Source organism: Kribbella antibiotica, from assembly GCF_004349055.1.
Lineage (GTDB): Bacteria > Actinomycetota > Actinomycetes > Propionibacteriales > Kribbellaceae > Kribbella > Kribbella antibiotica.
The window spans coordinates 18,388-35,233 of sequence record NZ_SMKX01000089.1 but is presented as its reverse complement, the minus strand read 5'-3'; the positions used below and the strand labels follow the sequence as shown (position 1 = coordinate 35,233).

At 68.6% G+C, this 16,846-nt stretch carries 16 protein-coding genes; 6 read left to right on the top strand and 10 right to left on the bottom strand.

Annotation, left to right across the window (positions count from 1 at the left end; genetic code table 11):
- From E1263_RS26390 to E1263_RS26375, 4 genes are all read right to left on the bottom strand, one after another.
- On the bottom strand, positions 1-908 hold a 908-nt coding region (locus E1263_RS26390), incomplete at its 3' end, for a DDE-type integrase/transposase/recombinase (protein ID WP_132172016.1).
- A 38-nt stretch (positions 909-946) separates the two neighbouring features.
- Positions 947-1,351 carry a hypothetical protein gene (locus E1263_RS26385; RefSeq protein WP_202869059.1) on the bottom strand — a complete coding sequence of 135 codons (405 nt, stop codon included), beginning with the start codon at positions 1,349-1,351 and terminating at the stop codon, positions 947-949.
- 158 nt (positions 1,352-1,509) lie between these two features.
- Entirely contained in the window at positions 1,510-2,778 is a 1,269-nt protein-coding gene (locus tag E1263_RS26380; protein WP_132172012.1) for an HRDC domain-containing protein, read from the bottom strand.
- On the bottom strand, positions 2,775-3,377 hold the full coding sequence (locus E1263_RS26375; protein ID WP_132172010.1) for a DUF3000 domain-containing protein: 603 nt from the start codon (positions 3,375-3,377) through the stop codon (positions 2,775-2,777). The genes E1263_RS26380 and E1263_RS26375 overlap by 4 nt, the downstream gene beginning before the upstream one ends.
- A gap of 130 nt (positions 3,378-3,507) precedes the next feature.
- Between E1263_RS26375 and hemE the strand changes: the two genes are divergently transcribed.
- The 5 genes from hemE to E1263_RS26350 are packed head-to-tail and all read left to right on the top strand — an operon-like array spanning position 3,508 to position 7,537.
- The gene (gene hemE, locus E1263_RS26370; RefSeq protein WP_132172008.1) at positions 3,508-4,554 is read left to right on the top strand and encodes a uroporphyrinogen decarboxylase; all 1,047 of its coding nucleotides are present in this window, start codon (positions 3,508-3,510) and stop codon (positions 4,552-4,554) included.
- The gene (locus tag E1263_RS26365; RefSeq protein ID WP_238161553.1) at positions 4,541-5,062 is read left to right on the top strand and encodes a GNAT family N-acetyltransferase; all 522 of its coding nucleotides are present in this window, start codon (positions 4,541-4,543) and stop codon (positions 5,060-5,062) included. Before hemE ends, E1263_RS26365 begins: the two co-directional genes overlap by 14 nt.
- Entirely contained in the window at positions 5,059-6,468 is a 1,410-nt protein-coding gene (gene hemG / locus E1263_RS26360) for a protoporphyrinogen oxidase (protein ID WP_132172006.1), read from the top strand. The genes E1263_RS26365 and hemG overlap by 4 nt, the downstream gene beginning before the upstream one ends.
- A complete protein-coding gene (gene hemQ, locus E1263_RS26355) occupies positions 6,465-7,160 on the top strand; it encodes a hydrogen peroxide-dependent heme synthase (protein WP_132172004.1) in 696 nt (231 codons plus the stop codon). Before hemG ends, hemQ begins: the two co-directional genes overlap by 4 nt.
- 29 nt (positions 7,161-7,189) lie before the next feature.
- Positions 7,190-7,537, top strand: a complete 348-nt coding sequence (locus E1263_RS26350) for a VOC family protein (RefSeq protein WP_238161551.1) — start codon at positions 7,190-7,192, stop codon at positions 7,535-7,537.
- Here the strand turns inward: E1263_RS26350 and E1263_RS26345 are convergent.
- From E1263_RS26345 to E1263_RS26330, 4 genes are all read right to left on the bottom strand, one after another.
- The gene (locus tag E1263_RS26345; RefSeq protein ID WP_132172002.1) at positions 7,534-9,501 is read right to left on the bottom strand and encodes an AAA family ATPase; all 1,968 of its coding nucleotides are present in this window, start codon (positions 9,499-9,501) and stop codon (positions 7,534-7,536) included. The genes E1263_RS26350 and E1263_RS26345 overlap by 4 nt on opposite strands.
- Positions 9,502-9,529: 28 nt before the next feature.
- Positions 9,530-9,946, bottom strand: coding sequence for a peptide-methionine (R)-S-oxide reductase MsrB (gene msrB, locus E1263_RS26340; RefSeq protein WP_132172000.1), 417 nt, complete (start codon positions 9,944-9,946; stop codon positions 9,530-9,532).
- Positions 9,947-10,015: 69 nt separating this feature from the next.
- On the bottom strand, positions 10,016-12,406 hold the full coding sequence (locus tag E1263_RS26335) for a lamin tail domain-containing protein (protein ID WP_132171998.1): 2,391 nt from the start codon (positions 12,404-12,406) through the stop codon (positions 10,016-10,018).
- A gap of 136 nt (positions 12,407-12,542) precedes the next feature.
- Positions 12,543-14,138: a M4 family metallopeptidase gene (locus E1263_RS26330; RefSeq protein WP_132171996.1), complete on the bottom strand. Its 1,596-nt coding sequence runs from the start codon at positions 14,136-14,138 to the stop codon at positions 12,543-12,545.
- Positions 14,139-14,297: 159 nt separating this feature from the next.
- Between E1263_RS26330 and ligD the strand changes: the two genes are divergently transcribed.
- On the top strand, positions 14,298-15,371 hold the full coding sequence (gene ligD, locus E1263_RS26325) for a non-homologous end-joining DNA ligase (RefSeq protein WP_132171994.1): 1,074 nt from the start codon (positions 14,298-14,300) through the stop codon (positions 15,369-15,371).
- A gap of 16 nt (positions 15,372-15,387) precedes the next feature.
- Here ligD and E1263_RS26320 read toward each other — a convergent pair whose 3' ends face one another.
- Complete coding sequence (locus E1263_RS26320; protein WP_132171992.1) at positions 15,388-15,807, bottom strand: hypothetical protein; 420 nt, start codon at positions 15,805-15,807, stop codon at positions 15,388-15,390.
- Positions 15,808-16,031: 224 nt separating this feature from the next.
- Positions 16,032-16,787: an SDR family oxidoreductase gene (locus E1263_RS26315; RefSeq protein ID WP_132171990.1), complete on the bottom strand. Its 756-nt coding sequence runs from the start codon at positions 16,785-16,787 to the stop codon at positions 16,032-16,034.
- Between the last annotated feature and the right edge of the window lie 59 nt (positions 16,788-16,846).

Sequence of the window (16,846 nt, the reverse complement as noted above, 5' to 3'; positions counted from 1 at the left end):
AAGAGACAGCGTTCGGGGTGGGCGGTGTAGTAGGCCTGGTGGGTTTGGTCGCGTTGGTTCCAAAGCTGGCGCCAGGTGCCGTTGTGGACTTCGTCGGGTGAGAACAGCGCGATCCCGGAGTGCTTGTGCTGGCGGTTGTACCAGGGCACGTAGTTGGTCAGGTGGTCGCGGGCCTGGTCGAGGTCGGTGAAGGTGCCGGGGTAGTTGGGCCGGTATTTCATGGTGCGGAATTCTGATTCGGAGAACGGGTTGTCGTTCGAGACTCGGGGCCGGTTGTGGGTCTGGGCGACACCGGCGCCGGCGAAGAGGGCCCTGAGTACGTTGGAGCGCATCGAGGAGCCCGAGTCGGCGTGCACCGCTCGCGGTGTCCCGTGCTGGTTGAAAGCGTGCTGGAACATGTCCACGGCCAGGTCGTCGACCTCGCGGTCCTCGACTCTCCAGCCGACGATCTTGCGCGAGTAGATATCGATGATCGAGTAGGCCTTGAACGCCTTTCCGCGCCACGGCGACCGCAGATCGGTGATGTCCCACGACCAGACCTGCCCAGGCCCGGTCGCTTCCAGCACCGGTGTCTCACGCGGTGTCTTGGAGCCGCGGCGGGTGGGCGCGATCGGCCGCTGGGACTGATCAGGGATACCGGCCGCGATCCGCCACCACGACCGCCGCGACGCCAGCATCACACCGTCGTCCCACGCAGCCGCGAACGCGTGATCGACCGAGTTCCCGGCCGCCCAGGCCGCGAGGATTCTTGCCTCGATCAGCACCCGGTCAGCCGCCGAGATCCGCGACCGATACGCCCGGTCCTTCTGTCCGACAGGGCCGGCCACCCGTTCCCGCGGACAGCCCCGGTAATGCCACGTCGACCGCGACACCCCGGCGAGCTCCAGCGCGCGACGCTGCGAACCCAACCGCCCGGTCAGCTCGGCGACCAGCTCGTTCTCGCCGGTCAGGAAGTCGACGGATCGCTGCTCGTCGGGGGCTCGTCGGGCTCGTGCTCGTTCAGCGCATGCAAGAGCCCGATAGCTTTTCCCAACGCCTCGTTGGTGCCCTCCAGTTCACGGATCCGCTTGCTCAACGCCGCGACCTCAGCCTCATGCGCCGCACGTTCGGCCGCCCGCGCTTTCTCCAACGCGGTCCGCTTGGGCGATGGAACAGTCATGGCACTACCTTCTCGCGGGACCAGACGCCGGTCCAGATCGCCCTCGAACACCGTCGTGCGCCACTGCCGCAACCGGTCATACGGAACACCCTGCGCAGCCAGCCACGACAACTTCTGCCCCCGCGGCTGCACGTAATACGCGTGCACGAACTCCCGAATCTCCACCGCCGTAAAACCCACACCCACCGTCATCACCAATACTCCTCACTAATCGCGAACTGACTCACGACCAGCCTGGCGCAGAGGGCCCGCCCACCAAATGCACCCCGGTATGCCGCTCGGGGTGCCGTTCGGGCCAACGTGGTGACGGTCCGCCTCGGTACGGCGAGCGGCTGGCCCGCCGTACTGGCTTACGGGGTTTCGAGGTTTGTCGCGGGCTCGGTGGCGATGGCGTCGGTGAGGACGGTCGCGGTGAGGCCGATCTGCCAGTCGCGGGCGTGGTGCTCGCGCAGGAAGGTCGAGACCGCCGTCAGGTCCGCGTCGGCCGGGGGAGCCCAGGCCAGTCGGCGGATGGTGTCCGGCGACAGGAGGTTCTCGGTGGGCAACCGGTGGGCCTCGGCGATCTCCGAGACTGCAGCTCGGGCGGCCGACAGGCGGGCTGCGGCGTCCGGGTCGCGGTCGGCCCAGGCGCGGGCCGGCGGCGGACCGTCGTACCGGGGGCCTTGTTTGGGGAGCTCGGTGTCCGGCAGGCGGCGGGCGTGGTCGACCGCCTCCCACCAGGTGCGCATGTGGCGGTGAGCGCCGCGGCCCTTGAACGCCGTGAGCTTTTGGAGGGTGTCGCGGTCGGTCGGCATCGCGGCTGCGGCCTCGACGATTGCGGCGTCGGGGAGGATGCGGCCGGGGGAGATGTCGGCGGACTCGGCGATCTGGTCGCGCGCCTCCCACAGCGCCCGTACGACGGCCAGGCTGCGGCGGTTGCGGACTCGGTGCATGCCTGAGGTCCGGCGCCACGGGTCGGGCTTCGGCTCGCGGGGAGGTGCGGACAGGATCGCGGCGAACTCCTGCTCGGCCCACTCCCACTTGCCTTCGCGGCGCAACTCGGCCTCGATGGCGTCGCGGAGCTCGATCAGCATCTCGACGTCCAGAGCGGCGTACACGAGCCAGGGCGCGGGTAGCGGCCGGGTGGACCAGTCGGCGGCCGAGTGTTCCTTGCGCATCCGGTAGCCGAGGACTTCGCCGACGAGCGAGGCGAGGCCGACCTTCGGGTAGCCGAGGAGACGGCCGGCGAGTTCGGTGTCGAAGACCTTGCGCGGGACCATGCCGACCTCGGCGAGGCAGGCGAGGTCCTGGTTCGCGGCGTGAATGATCCACTCCGCGTCGATGATCGCGTCACCGAGCGCAGACAGGTCGCCGAACGGGATCGGGTCGACCAGCGCGGAACCGGAGCCCTCGCGGCGCAGCTGGACCAAGTAGGCCCGGTGCGAGTAGCGGTAGCCCGAGGCACGCTCGGCGTCGACAGCGACCGAACCGGTGCCGGAACGGAAGGCTTCGATGACCTCGGCCAGTGCCGGGTCGGTGTCGACGACCTCGGAGAGGCCGTCACGCAGTTCGAGGAGGGGCAGTTCCGGCGCCGGATCTTCCTGAGCGGCCGGTTGCTGCTGCGGGTCGGTCTGGCTCATCGGCCCCGCTGTCCACGCCGGGTCGGCATCGCGACCACCCCCGGCGGCACCGGCGGTAGACCAGCCGCCGTACAGAGGGCTTCGCCCCACGCCTCGGCGTGTTGGGTCACGTCCACCAGTCCACCAGGTCCGGGCACGGGGCTCCAGGACGCACGGATCTCGATCTCGGCTGTCGCCTCGTCGTCGGCCATGCCGCCGAAACTCTCCGATACCACGCGGGTGACGGTACCGCTCGGGGCGACGTACTCCGCGCCCCGGTCCGCCAGTGCTTCGATCAACCAGGTCCAGCCCACGCCACCGAGCAGCGCGTCGGTCACCATCTCCGGCTCGACGGCAGCGCGTACATACGCGACACAGCGGAAGGTCGACTGCCAGGCGTCGTTACCGTCCGGGTCGTAGAGGACGACGAGCCGACCGGTGGCGACATCGTCGCCGTCGATCGTTACATCTGCGCTCACCGCGGCCGCATGCGGAGCGATCCGCTGCGGAGCCGGCATCTCCTCGACGAATACCTCGGGCCGGAACCGGGCACCGCGCAACTGCGTCACGGCCTCGGCAAACTCCGCGGGTGGCGCGTCGACCTGCTTGCGGGCACCCATGCTTCGCAGCCTACGACTGATTACTCACCGACGCTGCCCTCGACGCGCCGGTAACCAAGCGCGAGCGTAGTCAAACCGGCACCGGTCAGGCCCGGAAAAGTCCTGCTGCCCCGCGTGGGATCATGGTGAGGTGCCTTCGACGCTTGCCCGCTCCCCCTTCTTGCTCGCCGCCCGCGGAGAGCCCGGTCCGCACACTCCGGTGTGGTTCATGCGCCAGGCCGGCCGGTCGCTGCCCGAGTACCGCGCCGTCCGCGAGGGGACCACGATGCTCGAGTCGTGCATGCGGCCCGACCTCGTTGTCGAAATAACGCTGCAGCCGGTACGCCGTTACGGCGTCGACGCGGCGATCTTCTACTCCGACATCGTGACGCCGCTCAAGGCGACCGGGTTCGGGGTGGAGATCAAGCCGGGCATCGGGCCGGTGGTTGCCGAGCCGATCCGCGATCTCGCCGGGCTGGATGCGGTGCGGCCGGTGACTCCGGCGGACGTGCCGTACATCACTGAGTCGGTGCAGGAGCTGGTGTCGCAGCTGGGGGATACCCCGCTGATCGGATTTGCGGGCGCGCCGTTCACCGTGGCGTCGTACCTGGTGGAGGGCGGGCCGAGCAAGGACCACGCCAAGACGAAGGCGCTGATGCACAGCGATCCGAAGCTGTGGCATGCGCTGGCCGACCGGCTGGCGGATGTCGCGATCGCGTATCTGATCGTCCAGGTCGAGGCCGGAGCGTCGGCGATCCAGTTGTTCGACTCGTGGGCCGGTGGGTTGTCGCCGCGCGACTACGAGCGGTTCGTGCAGCCGCATTCGGCGAAGGTGTTCGAAGCGCTCTCCGCGTACGACGTTCCTCGCATTCACTTCGGGGTCAACACGGGCGAGCTGCTCGGGCTGATGAGTGCCGCGGGTGCGGACGTTGTCGGTGCCGACTGGCGGGTGCCGCTGGACGAGGCTGCTCGCCGGATCGGCGGGAAGAAGCCGGTGCAGGGGAACCTCGACCCGGCACTGCTGCATGCCGGGTGGGATGTGCTTGAGGCGGAGATCGATCGGATCCTGCTTGAGGGTCAGGCGGCGCCAGGGCACATCTTCAACCTTGGCCACGGGGTTCCGCCAGATGCTGATCCTGAGGTGCTGAACCGGATCGTCAAGCACGTTCAGACCGCCTCGGCTCGTGCGACTGCCTGAGCGCGGCGTCACTCTCGAACGTCTGACGGCGGATCACGCGGACGCGCTGCTGGCGTTCGAGCGCGAGAACCGGGCGTACTTCGCGGAGTCGATTGCTGATCGTGGTGACGAGTTCTTCGAGAACTTCGCGGAGATCCTGCAGGCGCGGCTGGCCGAGCAGGCGGCCGGCGAATGCCAGTTCCACGTGCTGGTGGAGCCGGACGGTGCTGTGGTCGGCCGGGTGAACCTGGTCGACATCGAGGACGGTACGGCGGAGCTGGGCTACCGCCTCGCCGAGCGCGCCACGGGTCGAGGGCTGGCGACGGCCGCGGTCCGCGCGATCACGCGAATCGCGGCGAAGGAGTACGGCCTGCGGCAACTGACCGCCGGCGCCGCACTCGCGAACATCGCTTCCTGGACAGTGCTGGAGCGGGCAGGTTTCCACCGCGTCGAAGCACGTTCCGAGGCTGGGCGTACGGTCGAGGCGAGGCCGCAGGTGGCTTACGTGTTGAGGCTGGAGGAGCTTTGAGCCGGGTTGTTGTGGTGGGTGGCGGGATCAGTGGGTTGGCGGCCGCGCATGCGTTGGCCAGTGGGCCGAATCCGCCGCGGATCACGGTGCTCGAGGGCTCACCGCGGCTTGGCGGCAAGCTCGCTGGGGCTGAGATCGAGGGTGTGCCGGTCGACCTGGGAGCCGAGTCCGTGCTGGCTCGGCGGCCGGAGGCAACTGACCTGATCAAGGCTGTTGGGCTGGCGGATCAGGTGGTGCATCCGGCAACCACCTCGGCGGGATTGTGGGTCGGGGATCGGATTCGGGCGATTCCGCCGACGGTGATGGGGGTTCCGGTCGATCCGGCTGCCGCGGCCGACGTGCTGGGTGAGGCTGCGGCTGAGCAGGTTGCGCGGGAGGCTGAGTTGGCGCCGCCTGCGTTGACCGAGGATGTGGCGATCGGGCGGTTCGTTGCCGAGCGCATGGGCTCTGCGGTGACGGACAAGCTGATCGATCCGCTCCTGGGCGGGGTGTACGCGGGCAAGGCGGAGGAGATCTCGCTGGCGGCCGCCGTACCGGATCTGTATGCGAAGTTGCGGACGGCACCGAGCCTGCTCGCGGCGACCGCCGAATTGCGCGAGCTCAGCCAGAAGCGCGTCGGCCAGCCCGTCTTCGCCGGTCTCGTCGGTGGCGTGAACACGCTGATCGCCGCGCTCGAGAAGGACCTGCTCGCCCGCGGCGTGGTGATTCAACGACAACTCGCCGTACGGCGGATCACGCGGACCGCTGATGGGTTCGAGCTGGAAGCCGGCCCGGTGCCGGCGCCGACGTACTTGACCGCCGACGCGGTGATCATCGCGACCCCGGCCGCGCCCGCGAGCCGGATGCTGGCGGAATTGGTGCCGACGGCATCGACCGAACTGGCCGCGATCGAATACGCCAGTATGGCGATTGTCACGCTCGCCGTTCGCAAAGCAGACTGGCCTGAAGCAGCGACGGGTTCCGGCTTCCTGGTCCCGTCGGTCGAGCAGCGCACGATCAAAGCCGCGACCTACTCGCACGCCAAATGGCAGTGGTCGAGCGACGCCGGGGGAGACCTCGCCGTACTGCGAACTTCGGTCGGCCGGCTTGGTGAGGAGTACGTGCTGCAGCGCTCCGACGATGAGCTGGTCCGCCTCGCAACCAGTGATCTCAACCGGGCGATCGGTCTCCAAGGACCCGTCATCGGCTCGCTGGTCACCCGTTGGGGTGGCGGACTTCCGCAGTACGCCGTGGGCCACCTTGACCGGGTCGACCGGGTCGAGGCGGCAGTGGCCGACGTACCGGGTCTGGCGGTCGCAGGGGCGGCGTACCGGGGTGTTGGGATCGCGGCCTGTGTGGCCTCGGGTGTGAGAGCGGCCACCCGGGTGCGTGGTTTCACTGATTCATTGGAGAGAATGGCCCCGTGACGGACAAGCCGAAGGCGCGCGAGCTCAACAATGTCATCCGCTACACGATGTGGTCGGTCTTCAAGGTCGAGACCCCGCTCGGTGAGGTGGACCGCGACGAGCTCACCGCCGAGCTGAACGAACTGGTCGGCAAGCTCGAGGCCGATGACGTGGTGATCCGCGGGTTCTACGACGTCGAGGGCTTCCGCGCCGACGCCGACTTCCTGGTCTGGTGGCACGCGCCGACCTCGGACGCGCTGCAGAAGGCGTACCACGCGCTGCGCCGCTCGCGGCTCGGCCGGCACCTCGCGCCGATCTGGTCGCAGCTCGCGCTGCACCGGCCGGCCGAGTTCAACAAGAGCCACATCCCGGCGTTCCTGGCCGACGAGGAAGCGCGCGCGTACGTCTGCGTCTACCCGTTCGTCCGCTCGTACGAGTGGTACCTGCTCCCCGACGAGGAGCGCCGGTTCATGCTCGCCGAGCACGGCAAGATGGCGCGCAGCTACCCGGACGTCCGGGCCAACACGGTCGCGTCGTTCGCGCTCGGCGACTACGAGTGGATGCTGGCCTTCGAGGCCGACGAACTGCACCGCATGGTCGACCTGATGCGCGACCTGCGTGCCTCCACCGCCCGCCGGCACGTGCGCGAAGAAGTGCCGTTCTACACCGGCAAGCGGACCGAGCTGGGCGAGCTGATCGCCAACCTGGCGTGATACACCGCAAAGCGTTCCCGGTGCTCTACGTGAGCAATGTCCGGCGGTCCGTCGAGTTCTACGCGCTCCTCGGTTACGAGCTGACCTACCAGTTCCCGCTCGAGGGCGACCCGCACTACGTCGGCCTCGAGCGCGGCGACTCCTCCCTGGGAATCGCCGACTCCAACTGGCCGGAGGCGCAGCTCGGCATCACCGTCGGTACGGCGCCCCGCTTCGAACTGTTCGTGTACGTCGACGACGTCGAAGCCGAGGTCGAGGTCTTCCGCAAGGCCGGCCACCCCGTCCTCCAGGAGCCGGCCACCATGCCCTGGGGCGAACGCCAGGCCTACCTGGCCGACCCCGAAGGCAACCCGGTCGCCCTCGCCACCCCGGTTTAAGTCCCGGGTTTTTGGAAGAGGTAGTCCTCGGCGCGCATGGACATGGGCGGGCGGACGTCTTCGGGCAGCAGTTCGCGGAGGTGCTGTTCGGTGAGGGTGTCGGGGTCGCGCGCCGACAACCGGGTGGCCTGGTTGGAGATGGCTTCTTCGAGGACGTTGCGGATGAAGCGGCCGTTGCCGAAGTTGTGGCCTCTGGGCGACGGCGGGATGATCGAGCGGACCACGTCCAGTACGTCGTCGCTGTACGCCATGCCCTTGTAGCGGGCCTGTAGCTCGAAGATCGCGACCAGCTGGTTCGTGTCGTACTCGGCGAACGACAGCAGCTTCGGGAAGCGTGAGGCGAGACCGGTGTTGGACTCCATGAACCGCTGCATTTCGCGGTGGTAGCCGGCCACGATCACGATGCATTCGTTGCGGTGGTCTTCCATCAGCTTCAGGATCGTCGCGATGGCCTCGAGCCCGAAGTCACCCGGGCTGTTCTCCGGTACGAGCGTGTAGGCCTCGTCGACGAACAGCACGCCACCGATCGCGTCGCGGAACTTCTGCGCGGTCATCGGCGCCGTCGTACCGGTGCTGGAGCCGACCAGGTCGGAGCGGTCGACCTCGACCACGTGACCCGTCTCCAGTACGCCGAGCTGGTGGTAGATGCGGCTCAACAGGCGCGCGATCGTCGTCTTCGCCGTACCGGGTTTGCCGACGAACACCATGTGCCGGGCGCGCTCGTGACTCGGCAGACCGAGCTCTTGGCGGCGCAGGTTGGTCTTGACCTCGGCCACCATCTTGCGGACCGAGTCCTTGACCGACTCGAGCCCCACCAGCGAGTCGAGCTCGGCGAGCGGGTCGTTCGTGAAGTCGACCGGGCCCAGCTGGGTCGGCTTCGCAGCCACCGGCGTCCCGCCACCCCAGGCAGACGACAGCGAGTTCTCCGCCTGCTCGACCGGCGCGTCCGACCGGCGATCGCGGTCGAGCAGCCGGAACAGCGCACCCAGATCCGGGATCAGCGGATCCGGCCACGCCGCATCCCCGAGCACACCGGACAGATGCACCGAGACCCGAGTCGCGGCCGCGGCCCACGTCCGAGCGGCTGCGCGCTGATCATGCCGTACGGCGCGCCCCAGCCACTCGGTGTTCGCCTCCAGCCACGCCTGCGGCCGGAACCCAGTTCGCGCCGAAGCAAAAGCCTTCTCGACGTCCTCAGCCGCCGGCCCGAGAATCTGCGCGACGCCCGGCGGAAGGTTGCTGAGCCGCGCGGCCAGGATCATCCCGGCCATCAGCTGCGCGAAGTCACCGGCGTGCTCATCCGGGATCGTCATCAGCAGTTTCGCGTGCGCGTCACGCAGCGAGTTCAGCGAATACTTCAGGACCGCGTTCGGCCCGGCAACCTCCGGCAGTACGGCGCGTGCCTCGCTCGTGTGCTGCGATGTCCGCCAGAACTGCACGATGCCCGCGTAGTCAGCGGTGGTGTGCACGTGAACCGCCGCGCGGTCGGCGAGCACGCGGTCGAACGCGGTGACCAATGCCTCGGCCCGCCTAGCCAGCGGCGGCGCGTCGAGGAAGAGCGCCATGACATCCCGCGACACCTCAAGTGCGTGCCGCCGTCCCGGCTCACGGAACCCCTGCGCGCCCGCGATCACCTGCAGCGGCCAGTCCGTCGCCGCGACGCGCACGATGTGCCCGGCGCCACCGACCTGGTGCGTCGTCCGCTGGAACTCGCGAGTCAGTACGGCGCCAAGATCGGCGTGATCACCGTGGAGAACCGGGATCCACCCACCGAGCAGCGGGGCAACCTGGTGCGTGAACCAGACCGCGGCCGGGGTCCCCTTCGCGAAACCCGCGAAGGCGTCCGGACGCAGCGGCCGCAAGGACCGCTGGTCCTGCCCCCAGTCATGCAGTCTCTGCCGGACGGCCGTCAACCAGGCCCCCGGCACCTCCCACGCCTGCTCAGCACCTAGGACATCCAGCACGCGAGCAGTCTAGTGGTCTAAAAGGTGATCACTCCGGCTGGAGCGTCAGGCTGACGCTGTTGATGCAGTAGCGCTGGTCGGTGGGCGTCCCGTAGCCCTCGCCCTCGAACACGTGGCCCAGGTGCGAGCCGCAGTTCGCGCAGCGCACCTCGACTCGCTTCATCCCGAGGGTGGTGTCGGTGATGTAGTCGACGCGCTCCTCGGCCAGCGGCGCGAAGAACGACGGCCAGCCACAGTGCGAGTCGAATTTGGTGTCGCTCCGGAACAGCTCGGCGTCACAGGCCCGGCACTTGTAGACACCGGTGGTCTTGGTGTCGGTGTACTCGCCCGTGAACGGCCGCTCCGTGCCGGCCTTACGCAGCACCTGGAACTCAGCGGGGGACAGCTGCGCCTTCCACTCCGCGTCAGACTTCTCTACGGCGTACTGCTTGGTCGAATCAGTCACTTCACCAGTATCGGCGCCCGGTCAAGAAAAACCCCGTCCGGGCGCCGCTACGTAAGACTGCCGCAATACCTAGTGCACCCAGGACGGCAGCGGAATCACCCGCACGACCTGCGGGTCGTGGTCGGAGATCTGGTCCGGGAACTCCGCGTTCATGTGCACGATGTCGTACGACGAGGCCGGCCGCAGGTTCTGCGAGATCAGGATCTGGTCGAGGATCTGGCTGTTGCCCTCGAACACGTAGCTGTAGCGCTCCTTCACCGGCACGGTCCGGGGCATGTCGATGAGCGCGGTCTTGCCGGTGCCGACGAGGATGTCCGTGGTCTCGGAGAAGTCGAAGTCGTTGATGTCACCGAGCACGATCACGTTCGCACCCTTGTCCTTGGCGAAGATGCCGTCCACGAAGGTACGGACGGCCTGCGCCTGCTGGTGCCGCTTCGGCGCCGACGACTGGACCGGCGGCTGGGTCCGGCCCCAGAGCGGGTTGTCGCCACCCTTGGAGCTGAAGTGGTTGACCACCACGAACAGGCTCTGGCCGAGCCAGGTGAACTCGCCTGCGAGCGGGACGCGGGTCGCGGCCCAGGCCGGGTTGGCCGGGTCGACGCGGCCGGGGGAGGCGCTCAGGTGCGGGCGTCCGAACCGGTCGGTGGTGACCGTGGTGGCCACCGTCGAGCCGCCGCCGGCCCGGTCGACGAACTTGACCGGCTTGTCGGTGCGGTACAGGAACGCGACCCGGATGTTGCCGCCCGGCTCGCCACCCTCGGCGTTGTTCACGGGGTCGATCTGGCGATACGCGTACTTCGGCCCACCGGCCTTCACGATCGCCGCGGTCAGGAGATCAAGCGTGACGTTGGCGGCCGTCGTACCGGAGTTCGTGGGGCCGTCGTTGTCCTGGACCTCTTCGAGGCCGATGATGTCGGGCGAGGCGAGGTTCTTGACCACGGCCTGGGCGAGGCCGTCGAACTTGGCGTCACCGTCGGCCGGGTCAAGGTTCTCCACATTGAAGGTCGCGACCGACACCTGCAGCGGCGCTGAAGCCTTGGTCACCTCGCGCTTCACACCACCGTCGATCACGGTCGGCGTGGTGGTCGGCAGCAGCTTGAAGTTGCCGAACCCGTAGTCGACAACACCGGCAACCGTGCCGGCCAGCTTGTCGCCGGTCTTGGCATCCGGGATCGGCGCCAGCAGGTCGTCCAGCAGGATCCGCTCAGGGTTGCTGTCGGTCTTCTGCAGCACGATGCCGCCGCGCACGGTCCGCACACCAGCTCCAGCCGGTACGACGGACAGTTCGCGGAAGGAGGTCGTCGGGCCGGTGACCTGCGGCTGGTTGATACCGGTCCACATCCCCTCGAGCGACTCCCAGAAGTCCAGGCCGTCCTCCGCAGGGTCGAACGTGCCGGTCGTCTCGACGTCACCGGACGAGTCGTTGTCGATCACGGTCGACGGCGGTACCCGCCCGCCCGGACCAACCAGAGCCGGAGCCGGTACGGCGGCAGTCCCGGTCACCGTGATCTTCGGCTGTGTCAGCTCAGTCGTGGTGAGGTTCGTGACCCCGCCGGAGCCACCAGGCCGGAATTCGGTCACGGTGCCCTGCACAGTCACCGCGTCACCCACGGCAACGGTCGGAGCGGAGCCGGTGAAGACGAACAGGCCCTCGCTGGTCGCGGGGTTGTCGTCGGGCTGGGTGTCCTGGAACCAGAAACCGTTGCCGCTCTTGGCGATGACCACACCGGTCACGTTGCCGACGAGCTTGCCGACGAGCGGCGACCGGTGCGCGGCGCCCTGGACGTCGTGGATCTTGGCGTCGATCGGGTCCGGCGGCGGCGGGGTGTTGGTGAGCACCTTCGGCGTCGGTGCCACCTCGGCGAACTCGGCGCCGTTGTTGTCGGCATCCGTGGTCGGAACCTTGCGGGTGGCCGAGGTCGTGTTCGAGGTACCCGGTGCGGCAACGGTTTCGAAGTCGTTGGCCGCGCCGTACCCGACGAAGTCGATCACGCCGGGCACGGTGGCGCAGCCGGTCGCGCAGCTCAGGCTGGTGGCCGAGTTGACCAGGGCAACCTTGCCGGAGGCAGCGGACATGTTCACGCTGCCGGTGGCATCAGGAGTCGGCAACGGCTGGCCGTTAACACCGCCGGACGCGCCCTGCGCGAGGTAGACGGCGCCGGGGGCGATCGAGCCGGTCAGAGCGATCTTGTTGGTCCACGAGGTGCCGGCTGCGGAGGCGTACTGGATCGTCCAGCCGGTCAGGTCGACCGGGGCGGAGCTGTTGTTGGTCAGCTCGACGAAGTCGTTGGTGTACGGCGCACCGCTGTTGCCGCCGCCGCCGTACACCTCGGTGATCACGACTGAGGTGGAGGCGGCGCCTGCCGGGGTCGCCGCGATGGCGGCCGCTCCGGAGGCAATAAGAGTTGAGGTGATGACCAGCGCGCCCAGGCGGCGGCTTGGTCGGATGTGGGCAGACATGTCGCGGATTCTCACACCCGCACAGGTCGCAGCCAAGGTCCAACTGATGAACAGCTGGTTCCTGCTCAGAACCGCAGGGGGGATCATGCGCCCGTCCTGTCCGCCCCAGTGGGACAGGACGGGCGCAATCACTTGTTTAGTTGACGCTGACGGCGGTCCAGGCGGCGGCGACCGCGGCCCGCTCCGGGCTGGTGGCGCCGTACAGGTCGGTGGCGGCGTTGAGCGTCGCGGTCCGGGCCTGCGCGTAGTTGGTGCTGGTGGTCATGTAGACGGTCAGCGCGCGGTACCAGATCTTGCCGACCTTGTCCTTGCCGATGCCCTGCAGGGTCGAGTTGTTGCAGGTGGGCGAGTCGTGCGGCAGGTTGCCGATGACCTTGGCGCCGCTGCCCTCGGCCAGCAGGTAGACGAAGTGGTTCGCCACGCCGGAGGAGTAGTGCACGTCGAGGTTGCCGACACCGGACGACCAGCAGTCGGCGGACTTGCCGTCCTTGCTCGGCTTGTCCATGAAGCGCAGCGCCGGGCGGTCCTTCATGATCCGCTCGCCGATGTAGTAGTCACCCGGGTCGGCGGCCTTGTTGGAGTAGAACTCGACCAGGGTGCCGAAGATGTCGCTGGTGGCCTCGTTGAGGCCGCCGGACTCCCCGGAGTAGGTGAGGTTCGCGGTTGCCGAGGTGACGCCGTGGGACATCTCGTGGCCGGCCACGTCGATCGAGACCAGCGGGCCCGCCACGACGTTGTCACCGTCGCCGTAGGTCATCTGCTTGCCGTCCCAGAACGCGTTGACGTAGTTCGAGCCGTAGTGCACGCGGCTCGGGACACCCTTGCCGTCGTTGAAGATGCCGTTCCGGCCGTGGGTGTTCTTGTAGTAGTCGAAGGTCGTCGCCGCGCCGTAGTGGGCGTCGACCGCAGCGCTGGAACGGTCGGCGTTGGTGCCGTTGCCCCAGTGGTTGTCCGCGTCGTTGAACTTCGTCGGGACGATGCAGCCGAACCCGAACAGCTGGCACAGGATCGACTCGGTCTTGTTGGCGGCGTCACCAGTGGCGCCGTTGCCGCGGGCCGGGTCGGTCAGCGTGAAGCCGCCGGTCGCCGGGGTGCTGTCGATCGGCACCGTGCCGGAGTACAGGCTCTGACCGTCGCCGGTCGCGGTCTCGATGTGCTGCTCGCTGATCAGCTTGGCGCCGGTCAGTGCGTCCACCGTGGTGGTGATGTGGCTCGGTGTGCCGTCGGCCTGGGTGCCGGTCGTGGTGACCAGGTAGGCCAGTCGCGGCGCGCCCTTGCGGGCCTCGATGACCAGGGCGGGCTTGCCCTCGGCCTTCTGGCCCTTGCTGAGCGCCTTGGCGGTGACGGTGGCGATGCTGACCTTCGAGGTGCGGTCGACGTTCGCACTCTTGGTCAGGGTGATGCTGGCGCTCTTGAAGGCGCCGGCGGCGTCCTGGTGGACGACGACGTCACCACCGAGCACCTTGAGCCCACCGATCGTGCGGTCCATCCGGACGTGGGTGGCGCCGCTCTTGTCGACGATCACGTCGCGGACGGCGAACGCGTCGGCGGTAGTGGCCTTCAGCGCGCCGAGGTTGTCGCTCACCGCTGCTTTGGCCTGGGCGACGGCGGCCGCAGGACTGGGGACGGGGGCTGCCGTGGGCGCACCGGTGGCGGTGGTGGCCGACGTCAGCCCGAGGGCAGTGGTGGTCGCAACTGCGGTGGCAGCGGCGAACAGGGCGGATCTGTTCATCCTCGTGCTCCTTGAGAGAAGCGTCCCGGGGGCCTCACGCCCCAGGAACGAAGTGCGTGTACGTTACCGCCCAGTTACGTGGCGTGGCCAGGGTTTGCGAAAAGTTGCTTTTCCGGTGTTTTCCCAGAGTTTGTCGGTCCCGGGCGGTAGCGTCCTGGCATGGCGGCGACGAAGGCAATCGAGCTCGAGATCGGTGGTCGGCAGGTGCGGGTGAGCAACCCGGACAAGCCGTACTTCGCCGATCGCGGGCTGACCAAGCTCGACATCGTGAACTACTTCGTCGCGGTCGGCGACGGCATCCTGGGTGCGCTCCGGGACCGGCCGACCACGCTGGAGCGCTGGCCAGGCGGCTGGTTCGAGGGCGCGAAACTGTCGACCCGGGCCGACAACCGCGGCGACGCGTTCTACCAGAAGCGGGTCGCCAAGGGCGCGCCCGAGTGGGTGGAGACCGCGACCATCAAGTTCCCGAGCGGCCGGCCCGCCGACGAGGTCTGCCCGACCGAGCTGGCCGTGGTCGCCTGGGCGGCCAACCTGGGCACGCTGACCTTCCACCCCTGGCCCGTACGCCGCCCGAATGTCGATCACCCGGACCAGTTGCGGATCGACCTCGACCCGCAGCCGGGCACGGACTTCAAGAGCGCGGTCGCCGTGGCACCGGCGCTCCGCGAACTGCTCGCCGAGCACGGCCTGGAGGGGTTCCCGAAGACCTCGGGCGGCCGCGGCCTGCACGTCTACGTGCCGATCGAGCCGCGCTGGGACTTCATCCAGGCCCGCCGCGCAGTGATCGCGCTCGGACGCGAGCTGTCCAAGCGGCTCCCCGACCAGGTCACGGTGAACTGGTGGAAGGAGGAGCGCGGCGAGCGCATCTTCATCGACTACAACCAGATGGCCCGGGACCGGACCATCGCCTCGGCCTACTCGGTCCGCCCGAACGCACGGGCGCGCGTGTCGGCGCCACTGCGGTGGGAGGAGCTTGAGGACGTCGTACCGGACGATTTTGATGTGCTCACGATGCCGGCCCGGTTCGCCGAGGTGGGCGACCTGCACGCCGCGGTCGGCGAGCAGGCCTTCTCCCTCGAATCACTCCTGGAGCTGTCGGCCAAACACGAACGCGACCACGGCGAGGCCGACCTGCCCTACCCGCCGGAGTATCCGAAGATGCCCGGCGAGCCGAAGCGCGTCCAGCCCTCCAAGGACAAGGACCGCCCGAAGGACGACCAGCCCGAAGGATGACTAGCCCGAAGTACGACTAGGCGGTGCCGTCCCGGTACACCGGGTGGTAGTCGGTGGTGCCCCTGACCTTCACGACCCAGACGCGGACCGGGGTTCCCTCCGGAATGTTGCCGCTGGCCCAGCCCGAGCAGTACTCGGCGTTGTGACCGCGGGTGCTGACCGTGCGGTCGATGTCGCCGTCACGGCCGATGTCCAGCCGCACCTCGATTCCCCACCCGTCCGACGACATGTCGCACGCGGCGATCGCGTCACCGGGTGCGGTCCCGTTGTGGAACGGCCGCGGGTCGTTCCCCGGGTCCTGCTGCCAGTAGCCCCAGCCGCCTCCCTCGTAGGCGCCGTAGCCGAATGACGCGGCGTTCGCCACGCCGCCGGTGGTGACCACCAACGCAAGGGCGCCGAGCAGTACGCCGGCCGTGCGGATTTTGGTTCGACTCATGGATGAATTCCTTCACAGCGGGCGGATGATGTTGTTAGAAGATAACAGCATCCGTGTGATCTCTGCGTAGAAATATCAGTAAATGCTGGGAAGATCTCACTATGTAGCGACCGGTCATTGGGCATGCGTGGGCGGCGATCGCGGTGGGCGCCGCGATCGCTCCGTTCAGGACAGGCCTGGCCCGAGTGGGCTCGCTTACTAGGCGCGGCCCATCCCTTCGCTTCCTACAGCGTGCGGAGGGCTCCGCCGTCGACGGGGATGACCGCGCCGGTCAGGTACGAAGCGGCGGGGGAGAGGACGAAGGCGGCGACGCGGCCGAACTCGTCCGGGTCGCCGTAGCGGCGCAGCGGGATGGTGCGCTCGGCGCTGCGGCGGGCTGCTTCGGAGTCGCCGCCCTTGCTGTCGAGCTCACGCAGGCGGTCGGTGGCGATCCGGCCGGGCAGCAGGCTGTTGACGCGGACGCCGTTCGGGCCGAGCTCGTCGGCCAGGGTCTTGGCGACCATCGCGAGGCCGGGACGCAGGCCGTTGGAGATGGCCAGTCCCGGGATCGGAGCCTTCACCGACGTGGACAGGACGAAGGCGATCGACGTCCCGTCCGAGCCGGCCCGGGCCACCGACTTGGCGATCCGCAGACCGCCGAGGAAGACGCTGTTGAAGGCCGCCGTCCAGTCGGCCTCGTCGGAGTCGAGGGCGCTGCCGGGCTTCGGCCCGCCGACGCTGATCAGGGCTCCGTGCAGGGCGCCCCACTTGGCGATCGCGGTGGCGGCCAGCCGCTCGGCGCTCTCCGGGTCGGCGTTGTCGACCGGGATCCCGACGACGTTCTCACCGAGCTCGGCCGCGGCGCGGCTGATCTTCTCCTCGCTCCGGCTGGAGATGACGAGCCGGGCTCCGTCGGCGGCCAGGGCCTTCGCGGTGGCGAAGCCGAGGCCGGTGCTGGCACCGGTGACGATGTAGATGCGGTCGCGCAATCCAAGGTCCACGGAACCATCCTGCCTCACGACCGCTTGGTCTGCACCTCGACAGTTCGTGGCCTACGGCA

Bases quoted from the DNA above. Each gene is read 5' to 3' on its own strand.
- E1263_RS26385 (WP_202869059.1), bottom strand. From the start codon at position 1,351: ATGACGGTGGGTGTGGGTTTTACGGCGGTGGAGATTCGGGAGTTCGTG.
- E1263_RS26380 (WP_132172012.1), bottom strand. From the start codon at position 2,778: ATGAGCCAGACCGACCCGCAGCAGCAACCGGCCGCTCAGGAAGATCCG.
- E1263_RS26375 (WP_132172010.1), bottom strand. From the start codon at position 3,377: ATGGGTGCCCGCAAGCAGGTCGACGCGCCACCCGCGGAGTTTGCCGAG.
- E1263_RS26335 (WP_132171998.1), bottom strand. From the start codon at position 12,406: ATGTCTGCCCACATCCGACCAAGCCGCCGCCTGGGCGCGCTGGTCATC.
- E1263_RS26330 (WP_132171996.1), bottom strand. From the start codon at position 14,138: ATGAACAGATCCGCCCTGTTCGCCGCTGCCACCGCAGTTGCGACCACC.
- ligD (WP_132171994.1), top strand. From the start codon at position 14,298: ATGGCGGCGACGAAGGCAATCGAGCTCGAGATCGGTGGTCGGCAGGTG.
- E1263_RS26320 (WP_132171992.1), bottom strand. From the start codon at position 15,807: ATGAGTCGAACCAAAATCCGCACGGCCGGCGTACTGCTCGGCGCCCTT.